Source organism: Dokdonella koreensis DS-123, from assembly GCF_001632775.1.
GTDB classification, from domain to species: Bacteria; Pseudomonadota; Gammaproteobacteria; order Xanthomonadales; family Rhodanobacteraceae; genus Dokdonella; species Dokdonella koreensis.
Genome location: NZ_CP015249.1, coordinates 2449042 through 2473655, shown reverse-complemented (window position 1 = coordinate 2473655; position 24614 = coordinate 2449042). Strand labels below are relative to the sequence as shown.

Below are 24614 nucleotides of genomic sequence, written 5' to 3'. Positions count from 1 at the left end.
CGCGGTCAATCCAGCCGCTTGCGCGTGACGAAGCGCGCCAGACCCAGCAGGACGATCGCATAGCCGGCGAGGATCGCGCAGTTGCGCGCGATCAGCGGCCAGTGGTTGCCGGTCAGGAACAGCGACTTGATCAGCTCCATGAAGTAGGTCGCCGGCAGGACCGCGCCGACGGCGCGGACCAGGAACGGCACGTTGCGCAGGTCGAACAGGAAGCCCGACAGCATCAGCGCCGGCAGGAAGCTGGCGATCAGCGCGACCTGGCTGGCCAGGAACTGGTTGCGCGTGACCGAGGAGATCACCAGGCCGATGCCGAGCGCGACCAGCAGGTACAGCATCGAGGCGAGCAGCAGCACCAGGAGCGAGCCGTGCAGCGGGACGTCGAACAGCACGCGCGCCGCCACCAGGCACAGCGCCAGGCCGATCAGGCCGACCACGAAGTAGGGGACGATCTTCGCCAGCAGTATCTCGGTCGGCCGCACCGGCGTCACGAACAGGGCCTCCAGCGTGCCGCGCTCCCATTCGCGTGCCATCACCAATGCGGTCAGGAACGCGCCGACCAGGGTCATGATCAGCACGATCAGTCCCGGCACCAGGTACCAGGTGCTGGTATTGGCGGCGTTGAACCAGATGCGCTCGACCACCTCGACCGTGCCGGACGCGCCGTCCGCGGCGCCGGCGCGGTCGGCCTGCCGGCGTGCCCACTGGCCGAGCGCACCGGCGACGTAGCCGCGGACGATCGTGGCGCGGCTGGCGTCGGCCCCCTGCAGCAGCACCTGGACCTGGGCCTCGCCGGCGGCCAGGCGGCGCGAGAAATCGGCGGGCACGTGGACCAGGGCGTCGACCTCGCGATCGGCCATGCGCCGGCGCGCCTCGCGCAGCGTCGGCACGACCTGCGGCGACAGGTACGGTGACAGCGCCAGGCCGGCGAGGACGTCGTGCGCGGTCGGCGAGGTGTCGTCGAGCACGACCACGACCGGCGCGTTGCGGACGTCGAGCGAGAGCCCGTAGCCGAAGATCAGGATCAGCACGATCGGCAGGCCGATGCCGATCATCAGGTTGGCGCGGTCGCGCAGCAACTGGCGCGTCTCCTTGCGGACCAGCGAGGCGAGGCGGCGTGCGAAGCCGGCGGCGCTCACGACGGCGCGCTGCCCGGCGCGGCCTGCCGGCGGCCCTGCTCGACGATGCCGATGAAGGCCTGCTCCATGTCGAGCGGGTGCAGGTCGGTCTCGCCGGCCTGCCGCCGCACCGCCTGCGGCGTGCCCAGGGCGAGCAGCCGGCCGGCATCCTGGATCACGATGCGGTCGCAGTATTCGGCCTCTTCCATGAAGTGCGTGGTGACGACCACGGTGGTGCCGTCCGCGGCCAGCGCGGTGATGCGCCGCCAGAACGCGCGGCGCGCCAGCGGGTCGGCGCCGCTGGTCGGCTCGTCGAGGAACAGGATGTCCGGCTCGTGCAGCAGGCCGACCGCCATCGCCAGGCGCTGGCGGTAGCCGCCGGGCAGGCGGCCGCTCGGCGAGCGCGCCTCGCCTTCGAGGTCGAACTGCTGCGAGACCGCCGCGATGCGCGCGTCCAGGCGGCGCCCGTGCAGGCCGTATGCGCCGCCGAAGAAGCGCAGGTTCTCCAGCACCGAGAGGTTGCCGTACAGGGCGAATTTCTGCGCGACGTAGCCGATGCGGCGGCGCGCCTGCGCACGCGCATGGCGAAGGTCCACGCCGGCCACGCGCAGGCTGCCGCTGCTGGCCGGCAGCAGGCCGCAGAGCATGCGGAAGGTCGTGGTCTTGCCGGCGCCGTTCGGGCCGAGCAGGCCGAACACCTCGCCGCGCCGGACCGTGAAGCTGGTGCGGTCGACGGCGGTGAAGTCGCCGAAGCGGCGGACCAGGTCGTGGACCTCGATGATCGGCGCTGCCTCGTCCACGGCCGCGGTTGCGGCCGGCGCGGGCAGCGGCGGCGCGGCGGTTCGATCGGGAGCGGCGCCGCGCTCGGCCCGCAGCAGCACCATGAAGCCGTCTTCCAGACGCGCCGGCGCCGGCCGCACCGCGGCGCCGGCGAGCAGCGCGTCGACCTGGGCGGTCGTGGCGTCGGCCTGCACGACGAAGCGGACCTCGCCGCCCTGCGGCACGGCATCGACGATGAGATCGGCGGCATCGAGCAGGCGTGCCTGCAGGCGGCGCGCCGGTACGCCGGGCGGCGGCAGCGCGATGCGGCACAGGCCGCGCGCGCGCTCGCGGATCTGCGCTGGCGCGCCCTGCGCGAGCACGCGGCCCTCGTCGAGCAGGGTGACCTGGCTGCAGCGCTCGGCCTCGTCGAGGTAGGCGGTGCTGACCAGGACGGTCAGCCGCTCGACCTCGACCAGGCGCTCGACGATCCGCCACAGCTCGCGCCGCGACAGCGGATCGACGCCGACGGTCGGCTCGTCGAGCAGCAGCAGCTCGGGCAGGCGGACCAGGGTGCAAGCCAGCCCGAGCTTCTGCTTCATGCCGCCGGAGAGCTTGCCGGCCGGCCGCGCGGTGAACGCGGCCAGGTCGGTCATGGCCAGCAGCTGGCGGTAGCGCTCGGGCCGGTCGGCCGGCGGCACGCCGTGCAGGTCGGCGTAGAGGTCGAGGTTCTCGCGCACGCTCAGGTCCTCGTACAGCCCGAAGCGCTGCGGCATGTAGCCGATGCGGTCCTGCACCGCCTGCGGCCGGGCCGCCACGTCGATGCCGAGCACGTGGAGGCTGCCGGCATCGACCCGCAACAGGCCGGCGGCCAGGCGCAGGAACGTCGTCTTGCCGGCGCCGTCGGGGCCGACCAGGGCGGCCAGCGAACCGGGAGCCAGCGCCAGCGAGACGCCGGCGAGCGCCTGCGCGCCGTGTGCGCCGTCCTTGTCCGCGAAGCGCTTGCGCAGGTCGCGGGCGGCCAGGGCCGGGGCGGGCGCGTCCATCAGCGGTCCGCCGTGGCGCCGTCCGGGGTGGCGATGCGCACGGTCGCCGGCATGCCCAGGCGCAGACGGTCCTGGGGATCCTGCACGCGGACGCGGACCTCGTAGACCAGGCTGGTGCGCAGTTCCTCGGTCTGCACGCTCTTGGGCGTGAACTCGGCGACCGAGGCGATGTAGCCGACGCGGCCCTCGATCGGCGTCTGCGGATCGCTGTCGGTCGTCACCTGGGCGGCCTGGCCCGGCCGCACGCGGCCCAGCTGCGGTTCGCTGACGTAGGTGCGGATCCACTTGGGTTCCGTGATCGCCAGCGTGTAGGCCGGGCGCTGCGGCGAGGCCATGTCGCCCGGCTCGAGCAGGCGCGCGCGCACCACGGCGGCCAGCGGCGCCTTGAGCTCGGCCTGGGCCAGGCGGTGCTCGAGCAGGGCCAGTTCGGCGCGCGCCACGTCGAGCTGCGCCTGGGCCTGGCCGATGTCCTCGCTGCGCGGTCCTTCCTGCGCAAGCCGCAGCGCCTGGCGCGCGGCATCGCGCTGCGCCTGCGCGACCTTCAGCCGCGCCGCGGCGTTGTCCAGGTCCTGCCGGCTGACCGCGCGTCCGGCGGTCGTGGCGGCGATGCCCTGCAGCCGCTCGAGCTGGCGCGCGGCCAGGTCGGCATCGGCCTGGGCGGCGGCGAGCTGCGCTTTGGCCTGGTCGATCTCCTCCGGCCGGCTGCCGTTGCGCAGGCGCAGCAGCGCCTGCTCGCGGGCACCGGCCTGCGCGCGGGCCTGGTCGGCCTGCAGGGCCAGCGTGCGCGTGTCGAGCACCGCCAGCACCTGGCCTTCGGTGACGCGGTCGCCTTCTTCCACGCGCATCTGGGCGACGCGCTCGCTGCCTTCGAAGGCCAGCGAGACCTGCCGGATGTCCACGTTCCCGTACAGCACCAGGGCGTCGTCGGATGCGTGGGGGCGCATGAAGAACCAGGCGGCGGCAGCGAGGATCAGCAGCGCGCCGGCGGCAGCGAGCGTGGTCTTCATCGGCGCGGTTCTCCAGGTGGGCGGCCGGCGCATTATATAACTCAAATTTGAATTTGATATATGCTGCGGCCGCACTGTCGACCGCGATCCGTTCATGACGTCCTCTTCTTCCGCCAAGGCGCCCTCCGCCAAGGCATCGGCGCCCCCGGGGCGCCGTCCCGCCCGCCGCGCGCCACGGACCGACGGCGAGGCGACGCGGCTGCGCATCCTGGAGACGGCCGGCCGGCTGTTCGCCGAGCGCGGCTATGCCGACACGACCAGCAAGGCGATCTGCCAGGCGGCGCGTACCAACATGGCGGCGGTCAACTACCACTTCGGCAGCCGCGACGGGCTCTACGCCGCGGTGCTGCGCGAGACGCACCGGCGGCTGGTGAGCCTGGACGACCTGGCGCGCCTGGCCGACGGCCCGCTGCCGCCGCGCGAGAAGCTGGCGCGGCTGATCGAGGGACTGGTCGCGAACGTCGTCGATGCGGAAGGCTGGCACGCGCGGCTGTGGGCACGCGAGGTGCTGGCGCCGTCGCCGCTGCTGGCGGACGTGGTGCAGGCCGAGGCGCTGCCGAAGTTCGAGCTGATCGCCGGCGTGCTCGGCCGGATCACCGGGCTGCCGGCCGACGACCCGGCGCTGCCGCGCTGCATGATCAGCCTGATGGCGCCGTGCGTGATGCTGCTGGTGGCCAACCGTGTGCTGCCCGGTCCGGTCCAGGCCGTGCTCAAGCGCCCGGCGCAGGAGCTGGCCGAGCACATGAAGCAGTTCGTGTTCGCCGGCCTCGACGCGGTGGCGGCGGCGCGGCGGGCGGCGGGCGGCGCCTAGCGCCGGTTCGCGCGGGCAGGGCGGCCAAGCGGCGGCGGAAAACGAAACGCCCCGCGCGGGGCGGGGCGTTCGGAGGTGGTGCCCGAGGTCGGACTCGAACCGACAAGCCTTGCGGCGGAGGATTTTCTTCCCACTTCGGCTTTCGCCGCCGGCATTCCGCGGAATGCCGTTCGTGGTCTGGAGCACGCCTTCACCCTAGCCTTGCAGCCTTAGGTGCCCGCCGTCTGCTCTCTACACCTTCCCCGGGGCCTTGCGGCGGGTGGGGCTTGGCTCGGCACCAGCGCGGACGACGCATCGTCCAGGGCCTCCGCCGAGTTTGACGGGCTTCACCTCAGGGGTTTCCCCCGGAGGGCTCAAATTGGTCTGAGTCCTCTGCGTCTACCAATTCCACCACTCGGGCATTGAACGAAACGCCGGCGGCACGGGGCCGCGCGACGGCGGCGCGAGTATACGGTAAACCCGCCGGTCAATGCGTCCGGTCGAGCGCCAGCTGGCGCTGGTCGCGCTCGCACCAGCCGTCGGCGACCGGGCGGAAGACCGAGCAGGAGGTCATCGCGCCGCGGTAGATGTGCACGCTGACCGCGATCGAGTCGCTGCTGGGATTGCGGATCATGTGGTACTCGTGCGGCGGGATCAGGCTGCCGGCCGAGCCGGGGCCGGCGTTCATCGTGCCGCGCGGCTCGAAGCGGTAGCGGCCGTCACGCTGCTCGACCAGCTCGTACGGGGTGATCTCGATCGTGCCGTACCAGACGCCTTCGACGCACCACATGCCCGAATGGTCGTGGATCGGCGTGCCCTGGCCGGGGCCCCAGGTCATCGCGATGACGCTGTAGCCGTGCTGGTCGCTGCGGTACAGCTCGCGCCGCGCGTAGTGGTCCGAGGCGGACTGGAACACGCAGTCGGGCAGGCGGATGTCCGGGTCGTGGATGATCCGGCAGAGGCTGTCGCGGAGCTGGTCGGTGATGTCGGTCGTACGTTCGTGCCGTACCGCCGCGTCCATCGCCTCGACGAAGCGGCGGGCGCCCGGGAACTCGAGAGCAAGCATCGAAGGCTCCGTTATATGGATATAACGCTAGTTTACATGCGCCCGAGAAAAGCCGCGATCGCCGCGCCGAAGCGCGGGATGTCCACCAGGAACGCATCGTGCCCCTGCGGGCTGTCGAGCGCGACCAGCTCGACCTCGGCGCCGGCCGCCTGCAGGCCGTCGGCGATCTCCTGCTGCTGGGTCAGCGGGAACAGGATGTCGGTTTCCACGCCGATCACCAGCGCGCGCTCCACCGCGATGCGCGCCAGGCCCTCGCGCACGCTGCCGCCGTACTCGGCCAGGTCGAACCAGTCGCTGGCGCGCGAGAGGTAGAGGTAGCAGTTGGGGTCGAAGCTGCGCACGAAGCGGCGCGCGTGGCCGGCCAGGTACGACTCGATCTGGAACTCGACGCCGAATGGCTCGTCCTCGCGCTGGTCCGATTCCAGGCGGATGCGCGCGAACCGGCCGACCCATTCCATCGCCGAGCGGTAGGTGATCACGCCGAGCTTGCGCGCGATGCTCATGCCCGCTTCCGGGTAGCGCTCCTCGTCGTAGCTGCCTTCGTTCCAGTTCGGGTCGAGGCGGATCGCCTCGCGCTGCAGCGAGCGGATCGCGATCGCGAACGGCTGCGCCTGCGGCGCGGTCGAGATGCTGATGTGGCTGTGGACGCTGCCCGGATGCCGCACCAGGTAGGCCAGGGCGGTCATGCCGCCCATCGAGTTGCCGAGCAGGCAGGCGAGGCGGTCGATGCCGAGGCCACGCACCAGCGCGAAGGCCGCGCTGGCGGCGTCCTCCAGCGTCAGCGCCGGGAAATCCAGGCGATACGGGCTGCCGCTGGCGGGGTCGATCGACGCCGGCCCGGTCGAGCCCTTGCAGCTGCCGAGCGTGTTGACGCAGATGACGAACCAGCGATCGGTGTCGATGTACTTGCCCGGCCCGAGCATGTCCTCCCACCAGCCCGGACTCGGGTCTTCGTCGTTGGCGGCGGCATGGGCGCTCGGCGACAGGCCGGTCAGGATCAGGATCGCATTGGCGCGATCGGCGTCGAGCCGGCCCCAGGTCTCGTACGCGAGCCGCGCGCCGGTCAGCGCGCCGCCGCGTTTCATCGCGAACGGCGAGGGCAGGTCGAAGTAGCGGCGGGCGTCTGCGCTCATCGGTCCGGGGCGTGGAAGGCGGGGAGCGCGACTTTAACGAGCCGAAACCGGCGATCCAAGCCTGGATGCACCCCGGCCCGCGCGCCGGCGCGGTCAGTCGAGCAGGGCGGCGACGTGGGCGGCTGCCGACAGGCGCAGCGCCGTCAGGCTGTAGCCGCCTTCCAGGCTGGAGACGACGCGGCCCTCGGCATGGCGTTCGGCCAGCCCGACCAGGCGCTCGGTGACCCAGCGGAAATCGGTCTCGTCCAGCCGCAGGTTCGCCAGCGGGTCGAGCCGGTGCGCGTCGAAGCCGGCCGAGATCAGCAGCAGTTCCGGCGCGAAGCGGTCGATCGCCGGCAGCAGCGTGTCCTCGAACGCCGCGCGGAACGCGGCCGAGTCGGCGCCCGGCGCCAGCGGCACGTTGAAGATGTTGCCGGCGCCGGTCTCGCGGCTCGCCCCGGTGTGCGGGTACAGCGGCCACTGGTGGGTCGACGCGTACAGCACGTTGGGATCGGTCCAGAAGATGTCCTGCGTGCCGTTGCCGTGGTGGACGTCGAAGTCGACGATCGCGACACGCCGCAGGCCGTGCGCGGCGATGGCATGGGCGGCGCCGACGGCGACGTTGTTGAACAGGCAGAAACCCATCGCCGTCTGCGTCGTCGCGTGGTGGCCGGGTGGGCGTACCGCGCAGAACGCGCGCTGGTGCTGGCCGTCGATCACCATGTCGACCGCCGCGCAGACCGCGCCGGCGGCGCGCAGGGCTGCCTCGGCGGAGCCGGCCGACATCGCCGTATCCGGATCCAGGCGGCGGAACGGGTTGCCCTGGTCGCCGTCGAGCACGTCGGCGATCAGCGATTGCCGGTGCACGCGTGCCAGCTGCTCGCGGCTCGCGCGCGGCGCCTCGATGCGGTCGAGCAGGGCGAAGCGGTCGGCGGCCAGCGCCTCCAGCACGGCGGCGAGCCGCGCCGGCGACTCCGGATGCCCGGAGCCCGGGTCGTGTTCCAGGCAGGCGCGGTGGGTGTAGAGCGCGACGGTCATGGCGAGCGGCAGCCTACGGTGGAGCGGGCTGCGGTCAGCGCTTGCGCCGCTCGTGCTGCCAGAGGACCTCGCCGTGGCCGGACGCGCGGGCCAGCACGCGGGCGATCACGAACAGCAGGTCCGACAGGCGGTTGAGGTAGCGGACGGCCTCGCCGCGCACCGGCTCGCCGCGGCCGAGCGCGATCGCCTCGCGCTCGGCCCGGCGGCAGATCGTGCGGGCGAGGTGGCAGGTCGCGGCGGCCATGCCGCCGCCCGGCAGGATGAAATCCTTCAGCGCCGGCAGCGGTTCGTTGAATGCGTCGAGCTCGTCCTCGAGCCGTGCGATGTCGGCATCGTGGACCAGGGCCATCCCCGGGATGCACAGTTCGCCGCCGAGATCGAACAGGTCGTGCTGGACCTGGGTCAGCACTTCGCGCACGCGCTCGGGCAGCTCGCAGGCGAGCACCACGCCGATCGCGCTGTTGAGCTCGTCCACGGTGCCGTACGCGGTGACGCGGGCGGAGTCCTTGCCGGTGCGCGAGCCGTCGCCGAGGCCGGTGCTGCCGTCGTCGCCGGTGCGCGTGTAGATCTTCGAGAGGCGGTTGCCCACGGACGGCGCCCGCCGCTCAGTGCGGCAGGGCGCGGTCGTTGCCGGCCGCCAGCGCCCGGACCAGCAGCGAGGCCAGCAGGTGCAGCACGGCGGCGGCGGCGAGATAGAGCGCGGTGGTGCCCAGATACGGCAGGTACCAGTCGCCGAGGTTCTTGATCCAGCCGGCCAGGCTCGGCGCGGCGACGCTGGGGCTCAGCCAGTAGAAGCTGCCGTTGGAGATCAGATAGCAGGCGCTGACCGCGATCAGCACGCTGGCCGCGGCGGCGCCGACGGCGGCCGGCGACAGCTGCGCATGGGCGCGCGCCAGCCAGGTGCCGCCGAGCCAGAGCACGAAGTACGCCGGAGCCAAGAACCAGTAGGCCGGCGACACGCAGTAGTGGGTCCAGAAGTTCAGGCCCTGGCCGCTGATGACGAAGTAGTCGACGGCGACGGCGACGGCGATCAGCAGCGGGAATGCCCAGCGCACCCAGCCGCGCAGGTAGAAGCCGCCGAGGAAGAAGACCGCCCAGGACGCATCCGGAATCGCGGCGAAGTGATGGAGGCGCGTCACGGCCATCGTCAGGACGAGAAGCGCGAGGATGCCGAGTCGCTGGAACTGCGTGGTGGTCATGTGACGGTCCGTCGGGGTCGCTGGAGCGGCCGCCATTCTATCGTGCCCGGCGCGGGCTGTGTCGCGCGGCGACGGCGCGTGGGCGGAGCGGTCGGTGCGCGCCAGGGGCGTCGAGCTGCGGGCTGGCCGATGGGGTGCGCCGCTGCGGCCGTGTCGCCGACCTCGCCCTGGGCGGGTCCCACGCGGTGCCGGGTGCCGCGCCCGGGCGGCGCACCGGCGCGACGCCGCCCACCTCAAAGCCCGCGACACGCTCTAGAATCACCGCATGAGCGAACGCTTCGACATCGTCATCGCGGGCGGCGGGCTGGTCGGCTCCAGCCTGGCCATCGCGCTGGAGGGCAGCGGCTGGCGCGTGGCGCTGGTCGAGTCGGCCGCGCCGCGCGTGGACCTGCAGCCGAGCTATGACGAGCGCAACCTGGCGCTCGCGCGCGCCAGCATCAACGCGCTGGCGTCGCTCGGGGTCTGGCCGCTGGCCGAGGCGCAGGCAGCGCCGATCCGCCACGTCCACGTCAGCCGGCGCGGCGACTTCGGCGCGATCCGGCTCGATGCCGAGGCGCTGGGCCTGCCGGCATTCGGCGCGGTACTGCCGGCGCGCGAGCTCGGCAACGCGCTGCTGCGCCGGCTGGAACAGTGCGATCGCCTGGCGCGCTTCGCGCCGGCGACCCTGGTGGCCGTCGTTCCCGGGGAGGACCACCTGGCGATCGAGCTGGATGCCGGCGGCGACCGCCACCGGCTGACGACGCGGCTGCTGGTCGGCGCCGACGGCACCGCCTCGTTCGTGCGGCGCGACGCCGGCATCGGTACCCGCGAGACCGACTACCGGCAAAGCGCGATCGTGACCACGGTCACCACCGAGCGGCCGCTCGACGGACGCGCCTACGAACGCTTCACCGAATCGGGGCCGGTCGCCCTGCTGCCGATGCCGGGCCGGCGCGCCGGACTGGTCGTGAGCGTGCCGCAGGCCGAGGCCGAGCGGGTCGCCGCCCTCGACGACGCGGCGTTCCTGGCGCTGGTGCATGCCCGCCTGGGCTATCGCGCCGGCCGCCTCGACCGGCCGGGCCGGCGCGTGCCGTACCCGTTGCGCCGCCTGCTGGCCGACGCGCTGACCGCGCCGCGCCGCGTGCTGGTCGGCAATGCCGCGCAGACCGTGCATCCGCTCGGCGCGCAGGGCTTCAACCTCGGCCTGCGCGACGCACTGACGCTGGCCGAGGTGCTCGGCGGCGCCGCGGACGGCGGCGACCCGGGCAGTGCCACCCGGTTGGCCCGTCATGTCGAGCGCCGCCGCGACGATCGCGAGGCGACGACGGCATTCAGCGATGACCTGGTCCGGGTGATGGGCAACGATTTCCTGCCGCTGCGGTTGCTGCGCAGCGCCGCCTTCGGCGTGGTGGACCGATTGCCGCCGTTGAAACGGCAGTTGGCCCTGCGCGGCATGGGCTATCGCGGCGACGTGCCGGCCCGGACGCTGTCGCCATGAGCCGGCGCGGCGAGCACGACGTGATCGTGGTCGGTGCCGGCCCGGTCGGCGCGGCCCTGGCGCTGGCGCTGGCCGCGGACGGTTTCGACGTGGCTGTGGTCGAGGCGCAGCCGCCACGGCCGGCCGCACGCGAGGCGGAGCTGGACCTGCGCGTCGTCGCGCTGGCGCCGGATGCGATCGCCCTGCTGCAGGACCTCGGCGCCTGGCCGCTGCCGTTTCCGGAGCGCGTCGGCAGCTACCGCCGCATGGAGGTCTGGGACGCGACCGGGCCGGGCCGCGCGCGCTTCGACGCCGCCGAACGCGGCGAGGCGGCGCTGGGACGGATCGTCGAGAACCGGCACCTGCAGCACGCCCTCTGGACCGCCCTGGCCGGCCGGGCGCGGGTGCTGTGTCCGGCCGAGGCGGCCGACCTCGACGACGGCGATGCGACGGCGGCGCTGACGCTGGCCGATGGGACGCGCTTGCGCGCGCGCGTGCTGGTGGCCGCCGAAGGCGCCGAGTCGCCGCTGCGGGCCCGCCTCGGCATCGGTTTCGCCGGGCGCGACTACGGCCAGCGCGCGGTGGTCGCCCATGTGGCGACCGAGCGCCCGCACGAGGACACCGCCTGGCAGCGCTTCCTGCCGGGCGGCCCGCTGGCGTTCCTGCCGCTCGGCGACGGCCGCAGCTCGATCGTCTGGTCGCTGCCCGACGCGGAAGCGGCGCGCGTGCTGGCGCTGGACGACGCGGCGTTCTGCTGCGCGCTGGGCGCGGCGTTCGATTTCCGGCTCGGTCCGATCACCGCGGCCGGTCCGCGGGCGGCCTTCCCGTTGCGCCTGCGCCGGGCCGACCGCTATGTCGCCGGCCGCTGCGTGCTGGTCGGCGACGCCGCCCATGTGGTGCATCCGCTGGCGGGGCAGGGCGTCAACCTCGGCCTGCGCGACGTTGCCTGCCTGCGCCGTGTCCTGGCCGAGGCGCGCGCGCGCGGCAGCGACATCGGCGCCGCCCACGTGCTGCGCCGCTACGAGCGCGAGCGGCGCAGCGAGAATGCGCTGGCTGCCTGGACGTTCGACGCGATCGAGCGGGTGTTCGCGTCGACCGCGATGCCGCTGGTGCTGGCGCGTGGCCTCGGCCTGGAGGCGGCCGGCCGCATCGGGCCGCTGCGCCGGGCGCTGGCGGCCGCCGCGGCCGGGCACCTGTAACGGGACGACGACGTGGAGCAATCGATGAGCACGTTATCCGCGGCGATTTTGCTGTTCCTGATCATGGACCCGATCGGCAACGTACCGCTGTTCCTGAGCCTGCTGAAGAACGTCGCGCCGGCGCGGCGCCAGCGCGTGATGGCACGCGAGCTGGTGATCGCACTGGTGGTGCTGTTCGTGTTCCTGTTCGGCGGCCAGTACCTGCTCAAGGCACTGCAGCTCAAGCAGGAGTCGGTCGGCATCGCCGGCGGCATCGTGTTGTTCCTGATCGGCATCCGGATGATCTTCCCGCCGCCGAAGGGCGGCGTGTTCGGCGGCGACGACCAGGCCGAGCCGTTCATCGTGCCGATGGCGATCCCCGGCATCGCCGGACCGTCGACGATGGCGGCCGTGATGCTGCTGGCCAATTCCAATCCGGGGCGCACCGCCGACTGGAGCCTGGCGCTGTTCGCCGCCTGGCTGGCCACCGCCGCGATCCTGCTGTCGGCCACCTACCTGTTCCGCTGGCTCGGCAAGAGCGTCCTGGTGGCGCTGGAGCGGCTGATGGGCATGCTGCTGGTGGCGCTCTCGGTGCAGATGTTCCTCGACGGCGTCGTCGCCTACCTGCACGCCGCGGGCGGGCCGTAGGCGCCCGCCGGCGGCCCTCGCCGCGTCAGTTGCCGAATTCGTAGTTCATCTGCGGCTGCGGCTCCTGCAGGAAGTTGCCCTGCACGAAGTTGGCGCCGCACGAGAACAGGATCGACATCGTCGCCGCGTCCTCGACGAACTCGGCCACGGTCAGCTTCCCGGCGTGGTGGGCCTGCTCGCAGATCTCGCGCACCTTGTCCTGGCTTTCCTTGCTGCGCGCCAGGTCCACCATGAAGCTGCGGTCGATCTTCAGGTAGTGGGCGGGGATGTGCTTGAGCAGCTGGAACGAGTTGAGGCCGCGCCCGAACTGCTCCAGCGCGAAGCGGCAGTGCAGCTGCTCCAGGCCCTTGAGGAAGACGCGCGCGGGCTTGAGGTTGGTGACCACCAGGCTCTCGGGCATCTCGAAGATCAGGCTGTCGCCGGGCTGGCGCGCGTTCTTGAGCTGCTGGGCGATCCACGGCAGCAGGGTCTGGTCGTCCAGCGACTGCGTCGAGAGCTTGATGAAGAACGAGGTCGGCTGCCCGAGCCGCTCGCGCTCGCCGCCCAGCCGCAGCACGTTGGCGATCACCCAGCGGTCGATCGCCGGCATCAGCCCGTTCTGCTCGGCCACCGGCAGGAAATGCTCGGGCGTGATGTCGCCCTTGGGGCCCTTCATGCGCAGCAGCACCTCGTAGAAGGCGTTGCCGCTGCCGTGCAGGCTGACCACCGGCTGGTAGTGGAACGTGAAGCCGTCGTTGGCCAGCGCGTCCTTGATCAGGCGCAGCCAGCGCTGGTTCTTCTCGACCTCGGCCTTGTCCTGGGCGCCGGGGTCGAGCAGGGCGACGCGGTTGCCGCCTTCGCCCTGGGCCATGCGCAGCATCGCCTGGGCCTGGTTGAGGATCTGGTCGGCATGGGCGTTCTTCTCGGTGACCAGCGCGCCGCCGACGCTCATCGTGAGGCTGACCGACTGCTTGCCGACTTCGAAGATGCGCTCCTCGAAGGCGTGACGCAGGGTCTCGGCGAGCTGGCGCACCGCATCGGCCGAGCGGCCGGTCAGCAGCACGCCGAAGTTCTGGTCCGAGAGCCGGCCGGCGACGTCGGACTCGGACAGGTGGCGCCGCAACAGGCTGGCCATGTCGCCGAGCAGCAGGTCGGTCAGGCCCAGGCCGATCGTGTCGAGTGTCTTCTTGAAGTTGTCCGGTTCCATCAGCAGCAGCGCCTGGTCGCTCTGGCCCGACGCGGCGGCAGCGGCGGCGCGCTCGATCTCGGTCAGCGTGTGCTGGCGGTTGTACAGGTCGGTGACCAGGTCCTTGGAGCGCAGCTCGTCGATCTGCTGGGCCAGGTTCGGGTCCAGCGCCTGCTGGCGGAACACGATCTGCTGGCAGGGCTCGCCTTCGTAGGTGGCCTCGGAGAACTCCATCACCGCGTCGAAGATCGAGCCGTCGCTGCGCTGCGCCTTGAGGTTCAGCCGCTGCGGCGGCTTCTCGCCCTTGGAGAGGCGCCGCAGCAGCGCCTTGAAGTCGGCGGCGTCGTCGCCGGCGATCAGGTCGAGGATCGACATGCCCTCGATGTCCTCGAATTCCTCGAAACCGAAGATGTCCAGGTAGGCTTTGTTGGCGCGGACGTGCATGCCCTCGTGGACGTAGGCGATCGGGTCGCGCGAGGAGTCGAGCAGCGAGTCGCAGCGGCGCTCGGACTCGCGCAGGGCCGCTTCCAGCCGGCGCACGTTTCGGCGCGTGGTCAGCGCCTCGAACTCGCGGGCGATGATCGTCTGCATGTGGTCGGCGCGGTTCGAGACCGCCAGCGCGCGGGCACCGTCACGGAACGCGTCGGCGATCTGGTCGGCGGAGGGGCCGATGCCGTAGGCGACCAGGGCGATGTCGCGCCCCGAGCGGGCCGCGGCCGCGGCGGTCGCCGCCAGCGTGAGCGAGGTCGTGGACAGGTTGAACAGGATCAGGTCGGGCTGGTCGCCGATTGCTTCCTCCAGCTGTGCCTCGTTTTCCGCCCGCGAGGGCCGCAGTGCCATGCCGCCGTTGCGCAGTTGGCTGATCAGCTGTTCGGCCGCGTCCGTGGATTCCTCCACCAGGATCAGGCGCAGCACGGTGTCGTGTCGATTCATCGGAGCTAGGGGACTCTCGGTAGTGCGAGCGGCGGCTGGCGCGCCGATGGCGCCGAACGGCGCGCTACCGACTGTTTACCGGAATCGTGTGGCCTTTTCCATCGAGCGTTCGTCACTGACGTCCGTTACACCGGCCGCTTCGACGGCGCGCCGGCGATCTCGCGCACCAGGCGCGGCACCAGGTAGCCGGGCAGGCGGTTGCGCAGCGTCTCGACCAGTGCCAAGGCGGTCGCGTCGGGTACCTCGAAGTGCGCGGCCCCGGCGACGCGATCGAGCTGGTGGAGGTAGTACGGCAGGACGCCGGCGGCGAACAGGCGCTCGGAGAGTTCGGCCAGGGTGTCCGCATCGTCGTTGATCCCGCGCAGCAGCACCGCCTGATTGAGCACGGTGGCGCCGGTTTCGCGCAGGGCCGCGCAGGCCGATGCGACCGACGCGTCGATCTCGTTGGCGTGGTTGGCGTGCAGTACCACCACGCGCTGGAACGGCAGGGACGCCAGCCAGGCGGTGAATTCCGTATCGACGCGCTCGGGCAGGACCACCGGTAGCCGCGTATGGATGCGCAGCCGCCGCAGGTGCGCGATCGGGGCGAGCGCATCGCCGAGCTCGGCCAGCTTGTGGGTCGCCAGCGACAGCGGGTCGCCGCCCGACAGGATCACCTCGTCGATCGACGGATCGCCGGCCAGGTGCGCGACGGCGTCCTGCCAGCGGTTGGCGGCCGCGGTCTCCTCGGCGTACGGGAAATGGCGGCGGAAGCAGTAGCGGCAATGCACCGCGCAGGCGCCGGTCGCGAGCAGCAGCGCCCGGCCTTCGTACTTGTGCAGCACGCCGTGGGCGGCGCGGGCCGCCAGGTCGCCGACCGCGTCGCGCGTGAAGCCCGGTACCTCGCCGAGCTCGGCGGCCAGCGGCAGGACCTGCAGCAGCAGCGGGTCGCGGGCATCGCCGCGGCGCATGCGGTCGATGAAACCGGCCGGCACGCGCAGCGGGAAGCCGGTGTCCGCCGCCGGGAGGAGGTCCCCGGCGCGGTGGGCGAGGTCGAGCCGCCGCAGCAGTTCGTGCGGGTCCGATACCGCTTCGCGCCACAGCTGCTGCCAGCGGCGCGGCTGCGCGGCTGCGCGGTTAGCGGTTATCATGGGCGGCACGATCGGGCTTTCCCAAGAGCGAAACCCGCGATTCTACCCGTCAGCCGCTTGCGTCGAGCGGCTTTCTTTATTCCGAAGCGGCAGGAGCAGTCGATGGCCTCGTATGGCATGAATGATGTGAAGAACGGTATGAAGATCATTGTGGACGGGTATCCGTGCACGATCATCGATACCGAATACATCAAGCCGGGCAAGGGGCAGGCGTTCACGCGCGTCAAGTATCGGAATCTGAAGACCGGCCGTACGGTCGAGCTGACGATGAAGTCGACCGACTCGGTCGAGGCCGCCGACGTGGTCGATACCGACATGGAGTTCCTGTACTCGGACGGCGAGTTCTGGCACTTCATGCATCCCGATACGCACGAGCAGATCGCCGCCGATGCCGGCGCGATGGCCGATGCCGCCAAGTGGCTCAAGGGCAACGAGGCGGTGATCGTGACCTTGTGGAACGGGGCGCCGCTGACCGTCACGCCGCCGAACTTCGTCGAGCTGGAGATCGTCGAGACCGATCCGGGCGTGCGCGGCGACACCTCGGGCGGCGGCGGCAAGCCGGCCAAGCTCGAGACCGGCGCGGTGGTGCGCGTGCCGCTGTTCGTCAACCAGAACGAGATCATCAAGGTCGACACGCGGTCGGGCGAGTACGTCGGCCGCGTCAAGTAGGCCCGTTGCCGGCGCCGGCCGCCAGGCCGCCGCCAGGGACCGGAAGCCGGCCCGGCCGCTTCCGGTCCGGCCCGCTCCCGCCGGGCGAGCCGTCAGCCGCCAGCCGTCGGCGGCTCGCAGCGGTGTTCCCCCCACCTCCGATGGCCTTCCGTCATGTCAGAGCCCTGTGATGTCCTGATCGAGGCCCGCTGGGTCGTGCCGGTGGAACCGGCCGGCGTCGTCCTGGACGCGCACGCCGTGGCGATCCGCGGTGGCCGCATCGTCGATATCCTGCCGATCGCGGCCGCCCGTGCCGCCTGGGCGCCGGCCGAGCGCGTGGAGCTGCCCGACCATGCGCTGATTCCGGGCTTGGTCAACGCACACACGCACAACCCGATGACGCTGATGCGCGGGCTGGCCGACGACCTGCCGCTGATGCGCTGGCTGCAGGAGCACATCTGGCCGGCCGAGGCCCGCGTGATCGGCCCGGAGTTCGTGCGCGACGGCGTGGAACTGGCGATCGCCGAGATGCTGCGCGGCGGGACCACCTGCTGCAACGAGAACTACTTCTTCCCCGACGTGCAGGCGGCGACCTACGCGCGCTACGGCTTCCGCGCCCTGGTCGGCCTGCCGGTCATCGAGTTCCCGAGTGCCTGGGCGCGGACCCGCGACGAGTACTTCGACAAGGCGCTGGCCGCGCACGACGCGATCCGCGCGCTGCCCCTGGTCGGGACCGCGTTCGCGCCGCACGCGCCGTACACGGTCTCCGACGCCAGCTTCGAGCGGATCCGCGTGCTGTCCGACCAGCTCGACATCCCGGTCCACCTGCACCTGCACGAGACCGCGCAGGAAGTGGCCGACGGCAAGCGCGAGCACGGCGTGCGGCCGTTCGCGCGCGTCAAGGCGCTGGGCCTGGTCAACGAGCGCCTGATCGCGGTCCACATGACCCAGCTCACCGAGCAGGAGATCGCCGACTGCGCCGCGGCGGGCGTCAGCGTCGTGCACTGCGCCGAGTCCAACCTCAAGCTCGCCAGCGGCTTCTCGCCGGCCGAGGCGATGCGGCGGGCCGGCATCAACGTCGTGATCGGCACCGACGGCTGCGCCAGCAACAACGACCTGGACATGTTCGGCGAGATGCGCAGCGCGGCCCTGCTGGCCAAGGCGGTCGCCGACGACGCGACCGCCTTCGACGCCGCCGCCGCCTTGCGCGCGGCGACCCTCGGCGGTGCCGGCGCGCTCGGCTGGGCCGAGCAGATCGGGTCGATCGAGCGCGGCAAGCAGGCCGACCTGGTCGCGGTCCGCTTCGACGAGGTCGAGATGCAGCCGGTCTACAACGTGGTCTCGCAACTGGTCTACGCGGCTGGCCGCCACCAGGTCAGCGACGTCTGGATCGCCGGGCGCCGCAAGCTGCGGCGCCGCGAGCTGGTCGACATGGACACCGGCGAGATCATCGCCAAGGCGCAGCGCTGGCGCGACCGCATCGCGGCCGTGTGAGGCCGCGCAGCGGGCCGGTGTTCGCGCAGCCGGCGCCGGTCGTGCGCGCGCATGTCCTGCCACATCGATAGAATCGCCCCATGAACGCAGTCAATGTCGATCCGGCCGAGGTCGCCAAGTTCGAGCGCCTGGCCGGCCGCTGGTGGGACCCGGACGGCGAGTCGCGTCCCTTGCACGACCTCAACCCGGTGCGGACCGCCTACGTGGCCGCGCGCGTGCCGCTGGCCGGCGCCCGGGCGCTGGATGTCGGGTGCGGCGGCGGCCTCCTCAGCGAGGCGCTGGCCCGCGCCGGTGCCGCCGTGACGGCGATCGACCTGGCGCCGGCGGTGCTCGAGGTGGCGCGCCTGCACCTGCTCGAAAGCGGATTGCAGGTGGACTATCGCGCGTCCAGCGTCGAGGACCTGGCTGCCCGGTCGCCGGGTGCCTTCGACGTCGTGACCTGCATGGAGATGCTCGAGCACGTGCCCGACCCGCGCAGCGTCGTCGAGGCCTGCGCGCGGCTGCTCCGGCCCGGTGGACGGCTGTTCGTCTCGACGCTGAACCGGACGCCGGCGGCGTTCGCCACCGCGATCCTCGGTGCCGAGCACCTGCTGCGGCTGCTGCCGCGCGGCACGCACCACTATGCGCAGTTCATCCGGCCGAGCGAGATGGCCGGGCACCTGCGCAGCGCCGGACTCGAGCTGGAGCACCTGGCCGGCATCGCCTACAACCCGTTCTCGCGGCAGGCGCGCCTGGTGGATGGCGTGGCGGTCAACTACATCGGCTGCGCGGTGAAGCCGGCATGACGCTGCCGATGCCGCCGCAGGCGGTCCTGTTCGACCTGGACGGCACGCTGGTCGATTCGGCGCCGGACCTGGTCGGCGCGCTGCAGGCGCTGTGCGCCGAGATCGGAGCGCCGCCCCCGGACGCCGAGGCCGTGCGGACCGTGGTCTCGGCGGGCGGCCGGGCGATGCTGCGGCGCGGCCTGCCGCAGCCGGACGAGGCGACGGTCGAGCGGCACCTGCCGCGCTTCCTGGCGATCTATGCCGAGCGCATCGCCGAGGCGACGCGTCCGTATGCCGGCATCGCCGACTTCCTCGACCGGCTCGAGGCCGAGGGCATCGCCTGGGGCATCGTCACCAACAAGCCCGGCTGGCTGGCGCGGCCCCTGGTCGAGCGGCTCGGCTGGGCCGGACGCTGCGCGGCCCTGGTCAGCGGCGATTGCCTGGCAGCGAAGAAGCCCGACCCGCTGCCGGTGCTGCACGCCTGCGGCCTCGCCGCCGCCGAGCCGGCCCGTACCTGGTTCGTCGGCGACGATCGCCGCGACATCGAGGCCGGCCGTGCGGCCGGCACGCCCACCGTTGCCGCGGCCTGGGGGTATCTGGACGGCGGCGACCCGGCGACCTGGCAGGCGGATCTGGTGATCGCCGCGCCGTCGGGCCTTTCGGCGCTGCTCGGCCGTACCGGCGGATGACGGCGCCGGAAGAAGCGCTCGGCAGCTTCGAGGCCAAGTGGACCGGGGTCCACCCGGAGCTGGCGCTGGCGCTGCGATTCCTGCCCGAGCCGGGCAAGGCGCGCGAGCGCAGCTTCGCGCTGATCGGCTTCGAGCTGGAGGACGCGGCGTTCCGCATCGTCGAAGACCATGTCGCCGGCGCCAAGCTGCACTGGTGGGCCGAGGAACTGGTGCGCGCCCAGGCCGGCAAGCCGCGGCATCCGCTGACCGCGGCCCTGGTCCCGCAGGCCGGCGAACCGGCGGCCGCCTGGGATGCGGTCATCGCCGGCGCGGTCGCCGTCCGCGAGGCGCAGCCGGCGGCCTCGGTCGCGGCCTTGCTGGAGGGCTACCAGGTGCTCTACGCGCCGCTGGCCGACGTCGAGGCCGCCCTGTTCCCCGGCGTGGCGGCGCCGGCCGCCGGCGAGGCGGCCAGCCTCTCGCGCGCGCTGCGCCAGGCGGCCGACCTGGCCGGAACGCTGCAGCGCGGCCACCTGCCGCTGCCGCTGGATTTGCTGGCGCGCCATCAGCTGCAGCGGGGCCAGCTGTCCGAACCCTCGCCGGCCCGCGCCGCGGCGCTGCGCGACCTGCTGCGGCAGCTCGTCGGCCGCATGAAGGCGGTGCCGCTCGACGGCCTGTCGCTGGCCCGCGTGGCGGTACTCGCGGCCGACACCGCGCGTGCGCGCCGCGCCGCGCGGGCCACCGATCCCGCTGCGGCACTGCGTGCCGATTCGGCACGTGTCACGCCGGGCACGGCCTGGAAGCTCTGGCGCAGCGCGCGCCGGCGCGGCTGAAGCGGGCGTAGAAAGCCGCCGGCATCTGCATATGGCCGATCTTCATGCGCGCCGGCGCCTGCGTTTAGCAAAACGCTAACGCCGCTCGTGGTGCCATTGGGCCGTCTCGACGTCCATCGGCCTCCGCGCCGCGAACGTCCATCGGCCGCCCTTGGGAGGGCGGGGCGGGTGCATCGGTTTTCTTTCCGGGGGTCAACACATGCAACGCATCGTCGTCATCGGAGGCGGAGCGGCCGGTTCGGCGGTCGTCGGTGAACTGCTGCGGCCGGGGCGCTCGGCGGATGCCGATATCGTCTGGCTGGTCGGGCAGCGCGCGCCGGGCCGCGGCATCGCCTACTCGACGAGTGCCGACCATCACCTGCTGAACGTGCGGGCGGCCGGCATGGGACTGTTCGCCGACGACATCGGGGCGTTCCTCAAGTACGCCGCGTCGCGCGGCCTGCCGGTGAAGGGTCCGGACTTCGTTCCGCGCTCGTGGTTCGGCGACTTCGTCGAATCCTCGCTGGCGCGGCTGGTGGCCGAGTCGGGCCGCCCCGGGCGCCTCAACCTGCAGTCGCGCGAAGCGATCGCCGTGCACGGCGACGACCGGTTCGGTTTCCGGGTCACCGTGGAGGACGGCGAGGAGCTGCGCGCCGATGCGGTGGTGCTCGCGGTCGGCGCACTGCCGCCGGCCCCGCTTTCGACGGTGACGCCGGCTGCGCTGGAAAGCGGCGCCTACGTCACCGATCCCTGGCAGTGGCCGACCCTGGCGCAGGCGCCGGAGCGGGTCGTGGTCGTCGGTTCCGGCTTGACCGCCGTCGATGTCCTGCTCAGCGCGGCGACGCTCTGGCCGCATGCGCAGCTGACGGCGGTCTCGCGGCACGGCCAACTGCCGAGGACCCACGCCAGCCAGCCCGGTGAACCGTACCTGCACCAGGACGAGCTACTCGAGACGATGCGGGCACGGCCGGCGATACGCGCCTGGATGCGCGCGGTACGCGCGACGCTGGAGGACGACGATGTCGACTGGCGCGCCGTCGTCGATGGCCTGCGCGGTGCGACCCCGGGACTGTGGCACCAGCTGGACCTGGCGGAGCGCTCGCGCTTCATCCGGCACCTGCGCTGGCTGTGGGAGCTGGTGCGCCACCGGATGCCGCCGCAGACCGCGACGGCGATCGCCCGGCTGCGCAGCCAGGGGCGGCTGAAGATCGTGGCCGGACGCGTGCTGGCGATCGGCGGCGACGGACCGCTGGACGTGCGGATCCGGCCACGCGGCAGCGAGATCCAGCGGTCGCTGGCGGCCGATCTGGTGATCCAGGCGACCGGCCTGGCGACGCTGGCCGACGATACGCAGCACCGGCTGATCCGGCAGATGATCGGTGCCGGCGTGGTGCGCGCGGACCGCCTGGGCCTGGGCCTGTGCGCGGACGCCGAGGGGCGGCTGCGCGGAGCGGACGGCACCGCCGCGCCGACGCTGCGCGGCATCGGGACACTGCTGCGTGGCGCGCTGTGGGAATGCAGCGGCCTGCCGGAGATCCGCGCGCTGGCGCGCGTGATCGCCGACGACCTGGTGCGCGAGCTGGGCTCGCGCGGCGGCCGGCGCGATCCCGGTCTGGCCTTGGCGACGAAGGGCTTCGGCGGCAGGGATGCGTTCATCCACTGAAGAACGCGTGCGCCGCCGGTCGCATGCCGCGGCGATGCGTGTCGCGTGGCGTGTCAGGTGAGCGGCGCCGGGCGTTCGCTTCGCATGCTGCGCCAGTCATTGACGCGGCGAGGCCGCATCCGTACCATTTCGCGGCTTCGCGGCGCCTGTCCAATGGCTGCAAGGCTGGAACCGGCGGGGTATAGCGCAGTCTGGTAGCGCGCCTGCTTTGGGAGCAGGATGTCGGGGGTTCGAATCCCTCTACCCCGACCATTCCCGGAAGGTCGCATGCTGCGCCCGTAGCTCAAGCGGATAGAGCATCGGCCTTCTAAGCCGAGGGTTGCAGGTTCGATTCCTGTCGGGCGCGCCAGCTCCTCGGCGATCGGCGGCGATGCGAGGAAGAGGGTGTGGTTCGAACGGAGCGGCAGCGGATGGATCCGTGCTTGACAACGTTTCGCTGGTGGGCGTAGCTCAGCTGGTTAGAGTACCGGATTGTGATTCCGGTTGTCGGGGGTTCGAATCCCCTCGCTCACCCCAAATTTTCGGAGAGACCTTCGTATTCCGGGTTTTTCCCCGCGTCACAGTCTGCTAAACTTTCCGGTCTGTTTGGGTCGTTAGCTCAGTTGGTAGAGCAGTTGACTCTTAATCAATAGGTCGTAGGTTCGAATCCTACACGACCCACCAAACAGCCCCCGGGTTTCACCCAGGCAACATGCGAATGTGGCGGAACTGGTAGACGCGCTGGATTTAGGTTCCAGTGGGGTAACCCGTGAGAGTTCGAGTCTCTCCTTTCGCACCAGCCGGTGTCGGGCAGGCTCCTGCGATCACGCAGCCTCCTCGCGTTGCCCTCCTTCCGATGTATCGTTCGCTTGCCGTGTCGCGAGCCGAGGGGGCTCGTCCGCACGGGCGGTCGCTGCGGCCGCGCATTTCTGCAGTCAGAACAAGCGTTTGCGTTAAGGAGCACACATGCAAGTTTCGGTTGAGAACGTAGGCAAGCTGGGCCGCAAGCTGGTCGTCCGGCTGCCCGCCGACCGCCTGGAAGACACCGTCCGGGATCGCATCCAGGAGATGACGCGTTCGGCGCGCCTCAAGGGCTTCCGACCGGGCAAGGTGCCGCAGAAGGTGATCGAGCAGCGTTTCGGCGCCCAGCTCCGCAACGAGGTCCTTTCCGACCTGATCGGATCGAGCTTCCAGGAAGCGGTCGCCAAGGAGAACCTGCGTCCGGCCGTGCAGCCGGCGATCTCGACCACCGGCCGGCCGGACAACGGCCAGATCGAGTACACCGCGGAGTTCGAGGTGGTGCCGGACATCGGCCCGATCGACGTCAGTGCGCTGGAGATCGCGCGCACGACGGCCGAGGTGACCGACACGGACATCGACGAGATGATCGAGACGCTGCGCCAGCAGCGCCGCACCTGGGCGCCGGTCGAGCGCGCGGCCGAGACCGGCGACATGGCGCTGTTCGAGTTCTCCGCCGAAGGCGAAGGGTTCCGTCATCCGGAAAGCGGTTCGGATCGCATCGGCACGATCATCGGCTCGAACGCCCTGCCGGCGGCGCTGGAATCGGCGCTGGTCGGACAGACGGTCGGTGGCGACTTCGAGGTCGAGGTGACGTTCCCGGCCGAGTTCCGCGAGAGCGCCCTGGCCGGCAAGACGGCCAAGGTGAAGGCGCACGTCGTGCGCCTGCAGGCGCCGCAGGTGCCGGAGATCGACGAGGCGTTCATCGCGGCCTTCGGCGTGCGCGAGGGCGGCCTGGAGCGCTTCCGCGAGGACGTGCGCGCCAACCTGCAGCGTGAGCTCGGCGGCGTGCTGATGAACCGCCTGAAGGCCGCGACGATCGACAAGCTGATCGCCGCCCATGCCGACCTGGAACTGCCGCAGTCGATGGTCGAGGGCGAGGCGCGCATCCTGGCCCGCCAGGCGCGGGTGCCGGACGACCAGTCGGCCGAGGCGTTCCTGCCGGCGGCCAAGCGCCGGGTGTCGGCCGGCCTGCTGCTGGCCGAGGTGGCCCGCCAGAACCAGATCAGCGTCGAGCCGCAGCGGGTCCGCGAGGCGCTGGCGACGATCGCCTCGACCTACGAGGAGCCGCAGCAGGTCGTTGAACTCTACAACCGCGACCCCCAGTTGATGAACGGCCTGCACAGCCGCGTCCTCGAAGATCAGGTCGTCGAGTGGATCGCCGACCGTGCCAAGGTCAGCGAGCAGGCACTGAGCTTCAACGAAGTCATGCGTCCCGGTGCCTGAGCCGGGACGCCACCGGAGGTTGCATATGTCGTCGCAGCACGCGCCCGTACAGGGCTTGAACCTGGTGCCGATGGTGGTCGAGCAGACCTCCCGCGGCGAACGGGCCTACGATATCTATTCGCGCCTGCTGAAGGAGCGGTTGATCTTCCTGGTCGGTCCGGTGGACGACTACGTCGCCAACGTCGTCGTCGCGCAGCTCCTGTTCCTGGAGTCGGAGAATCCGGACAAGGACATCAACCTCTACATCAACAGCCCCGGCGGCTCGGTCACCGCGGGCCTGGCCATCTACGACACGATGCGCTTCCTGAAGCCCGACGTCAGCACGATGGTGATCGGCCAGGCCGCGAGCATGGGCGCGTTCCTGCTGGCGGCCGGTGCGAAGGGCAAGCGCTTCGCGCTGCCGAACTCGCGCGTGATGATCCACCAGCCGCACGGCGGCGCCCAGGGACAGGCCACCGACATCGAGATCCAGGCGCGCGAGATCCTGTACCTGCGCAAGCGCCTCAACGAGGAGCTGGCGGCCAATACCGGGCAGTCGCTGGAGCGGATCGAGCGCGACGTCGAGCGCGACCTGTTCTTCAACGCCGAGGACGCCAAGTCCTACGGCCTGATCGACGCCGTGCTGCAGAAACGGCCGGTCGAGGCAGCGCCGGGCTGAAGCTCCCGGCCGTCGATTTTCGTCGACCGCGCTCCCGTTCAGCCT

The 24614-nt window shown here is 71.7% G+C and carries 22 protein-coding genes and 5 tRNA genes; 17 read left to right on the top strand and 10 right to left on the bottom strand.

Annotation, left to right across the window (positions count from 1 at the left end):
* Positions 1-5: 5 nt before the first annotated feature.
* Genes I596_RS10090 through I596_RS10080 form a run of 3 tightly spaced genes read right to left on the bottom strand, consistent with a single transcriptional unit; the run spans position 6 to position 3927 of the window.
* A complete protein-coding gene (locus I596_RS10090) occupies positions 6-1136 on the bottom strand; it encodes an ABC transporter permease (protein WP_067647245.1) in 1131 nt (376 codons plus the stop codon).
* A complete protein-coding gene (locus tag I596_RS10085; protein WP_067647241.1) occupies positions 1133-2920 on the bottom strand; it encodes an ATP-binding cassette domain-containing protein in 1788 nt (595 codons plus the stop codon). Before I596_RS10085 ends, I596_RS10090 begins: the two co-directional genes overlap by 4 nt.
* Positions 2920-3927, bottom strand: a complete 1008-nt coding sequence (locus I596_RS10080; RefSeq protein WP_067647238.1) for an HlyD family secretion protein — start codon at positions 3925-3927, stop codon at positions 2920-2922. Before I596_RS10080 ends, I596_RS10085 begins: the two co-directional genes overlap by 1 nt.
* A gap of 94 nt (positions 3928-4021) precedes the next feature.
* Here I596_RS10080 and I596_RS10075 point away from each other — a divergent pair, with 94 nt between their 5' ends.
* Positions 4022-4738 (top strand): TetR/AcrR family transcriptional regulator, encoded by a 717-nt coding sequence (locus tag I596_RS10075; protein WP_067647235.1) that lies wholly within the window; start codon positions 4022-4024, stop codon positions 4736-4738.
* Between the two features lie 466 nt (positions 4739-5204).
* Here the strand turns inward: I596_RS10075 and I596_RS10070 are convergent, their stop codons facing one another.
* From I596_RS10070 to I596_RS10050, 5 genes are all read right to left on the bottom strand, one after another.
* Positions 5205-5783: a cysteine dioxygenase family protein gene (locus I596_RS10070; RefSeq protein WP_067647232.1), complete on the bottom strand. Its 579-nt coding sequence runs from the start codon at positions 5781-5783 to the stop codon at positions 5205-5207.
* A 32-nt stretch (positions 5784-5815) separates the two neighbouring features.
* Positions 5816-6916, bottom strand: coding sequence for a homoserine O-acetyltransferase MetX (gene metX, locus I596_RS10065; RefSeq protein ID WP_067647229.1), 1101 nt, complete (start codon positions 6914-6916; stop codon positions 5816-5818).
* A 93-nt stretch (positions 6917-7009) separates the two neighbouring features.
* Entirely contained in the window at positions 7010-7933 is a 924-nt protein-coding gene (locus I596_RS10060; protein WP_067647226.1) for a histone deacetylase family protein, read from the bottom strand.
* A 34-nt stretch (positions 7934-7967) separates the two neighbouring features.
* The gene (locus tag I596_RS10055; protein ID WP_067647223.1) at positions 7968-8522 is read right to left on the bottom strand and encodes a cob(I)yrinic acid a,c-diamide adenosyltransferase; all 555 of its coding nucleotides are present in this window, start codon (positions 8520-8522) and stop codon (positions 7968-7970) included.
* A gap of 16 nt (positions 8523-8538) precedes the next feature.
* Positions 8539-9132 (bottom strand): hypothetical protein, encoded by a 594-nt coding sequence (locus tag I596_RS10050; protein WP_067647220.1) that lies wholly within the window; start codon positions 9130-9132, stop codon positions 8539-8541.
* Positions 9133-9397: 265 nt separating this feature from the next.
* Here I596_RS10050 and ubiH point away from each other — a divergent pair, with 265 nt between their 5' ends.
* From ubiH to I596_RS10035, 3 genes are read left to right on the top strand one after another with little or no spacing between them, the layout of a single operon-like run.
* Entirely contained in the window at positions 9398-10609 is a 1212-nt protein-coding gene (ubiH, locus tag I596_RS10045) for a 2-octaprenyl-6-methoxyphenyl hydroxylase (protein WP_067647217.1), read from the top strand.
* The gene (locus tag I596_RS10040) at positions 10606-11787 is read left to right on the top strand and encodes a UbiH/UbiF/VisC/COQ6 family ubiquinone biosynthesis hydroxylase (protein ID WP_067647214.1); all 1182 of its coding nucleotides are present in this window, start codon (positions 10606-10608) and stop codon (positions 11785-11787) included. The genes ubiH and I596_RS10040 overlap by 4 nt, the downstream gene beginning before the upstream one ends.
* A 24-nt stretch (positions 11788-11811) precedes the next feature.
* Complete coding sequence (locus tag I596_RS10035) at positions 11812-12414, top strand: YhgN family NAAT transporter (RefSeq protein WP_067647211.1); 603 nt, start codon at positions 11812-11814, stop codon at positions 12412-12414.
* 25 nt (positions 12415-12439) lie between these two features.
* Here the strand turns inward: I596_RS10035 and I596_RS10030 are convergent, their stop codons facing one another.
* Positions 12440-14512: an EAL domain-containing protein gene (locus I596_RS10030; protein WP_067647209.1), complete on the bottom strand. Its 2073-nt coding sequence runs from the start codon at positions 14510-14512 to the stop codon at positions 12440-12442.
* 125 nt (positions 14513-14637) lie between these two features.
* Complete coding sequence (gene epmB / locus I596_RS10025) at positions 14638-15642, bottom strand: EF-P beta-lysylation protein EpmB (RefSeq protein WP_067647206.1); 1005 nt, start codon at positions 15640-15642, stop codon at positions 14638-14640.
* A 102-nt stretch (positions 15643-15744) separates the two neighbouring features.
* Between epmB and efp the strand changes: the two genes are divergently transcribed.
* The 13 genes from efp to clpP all read left to right on the top strand — a co-directional run bounded on the left by efp (position 15745) and on the right by clpP (position 24569).
* Positions 15745-16311: an elongation factor P gene (gene efp / locus I596_RS10020; protein ID WP_067647202.1), complete on the top strand. Its 567-nt coding sequence runs from the start codon at positions 15745-15747 to the stop codon at positions 16309-16311.
* Between the two features lie 153 nt (positions 16312-16464).
* Positions 16465-17784 (top strand): TRZ/ATZ family hydrolase, encoded by a 1320-nt coding sequence (locus I596_RS10015; protein ID WP_067647199.1) that lies wholly within the window; start codon positions 16465-16467, stop codon positions 17782-17784.
* 80 nt (positions 17785-17864) lie between these two features.
* Entirely contained in the window at positions 17865-18569 is a 705-nt protein-coding gene (gene ubiG, locus I596_RS10010; RefSeq protein WP_067647196.1) for a bifunctional 2-polyprenyl-6-hydroxyphenol methylase/3-demethylubiquinol 3-O-methyltransferase UbiG, read from the top strand.
* The gene (gph, locus tag I596_RS10005; protein ID WP_067647193.1) at positions 18566-19237 is read left to right on the top strand and encodes a phosphoglycolate phosphatase; all 672 of its coding nucleotides are present in this window, start codon (positions 18566-18568) and stop codon (positions 19235-19237) included. Before ubiG ends, gph begins: the two co-directional genes overlap by 4 nt.
* Entirely contained in the window at positions 19234-20046 is an 813-nt protein-coding gene (locus I596_RS10000) for an isoprenoid biosynthesis enzyme family protein (RefSeq protein WP_067647190.1), read from the top strand. Before gph ends, I596_RS10000 begins: the two co-directional genes overlap by 4 nt.
* A gap of 199 nt (positions 20047-20245) precedes the next feature.
* Positions 20246-21688 carry an FAD/NAD(P)-binding protein gene (locus I596_RS09995; protein ID WP_067647187.1) on the top strand — a complete coding sequence of 481 codons (1443 nt, stop codon included), beginning with the start codon at positions 20246-20248 and terminating at the stop codon, positions 21686-21688.
* 175 nt (positions 21689-21863) lie between these two features.
* Positions 21864-21940 (top strand) — tRNA-Pro (locus I596_RS09990).
* 20 nt (positions 21941-21960) lie between these two features.
* Positions 21961-22037, top strand: a tRNA-Arg gene (locus I596_RS09985).
* A 90-nt stretch (positions 22038-22127) separates the two neighbouring features.
* Positions 22128-22204, top strand: a tRNA-His gene (locus I596_RS09980).
* Between the two features lie 71 nt (positions 22205-22275).
* Positions 22276-22351 (top strand) — tRNA-Lys (locus I596_RS09975).
* A 30-nt stretch (positions 22352-22381) separates the two neighbouring features.
* Positions 22382-22466 (top strand) — tRNA-Leu (locus tag I596_RS09970).
* 167 nt (positions 22467-22633) lie between these two features.
* Entirely contained in the window at positions 22634-23911 is a 1278-nt protein-coding gene (gene tig / locus I596_RS09965; RefSeq protein ID WP_067647184.1) for a trigger factor, read from the top strand.
* Positions 23912-23936: 25 nt separating this feature from the next.
* Positions 23937-24569, top strand: a complete 633-nt coding sequence (gene clpP / locus I596_RS09960) for an ATP-dependent Clp endopeptidase proteolytic subunit ClpP (RefSeq protein ID WP_067647181.1) — start codon at positions 23937-23939, stop codon at positions 24567-24569.
* Positions 24570-24614 lie beyond the last annotated feature (45 nt).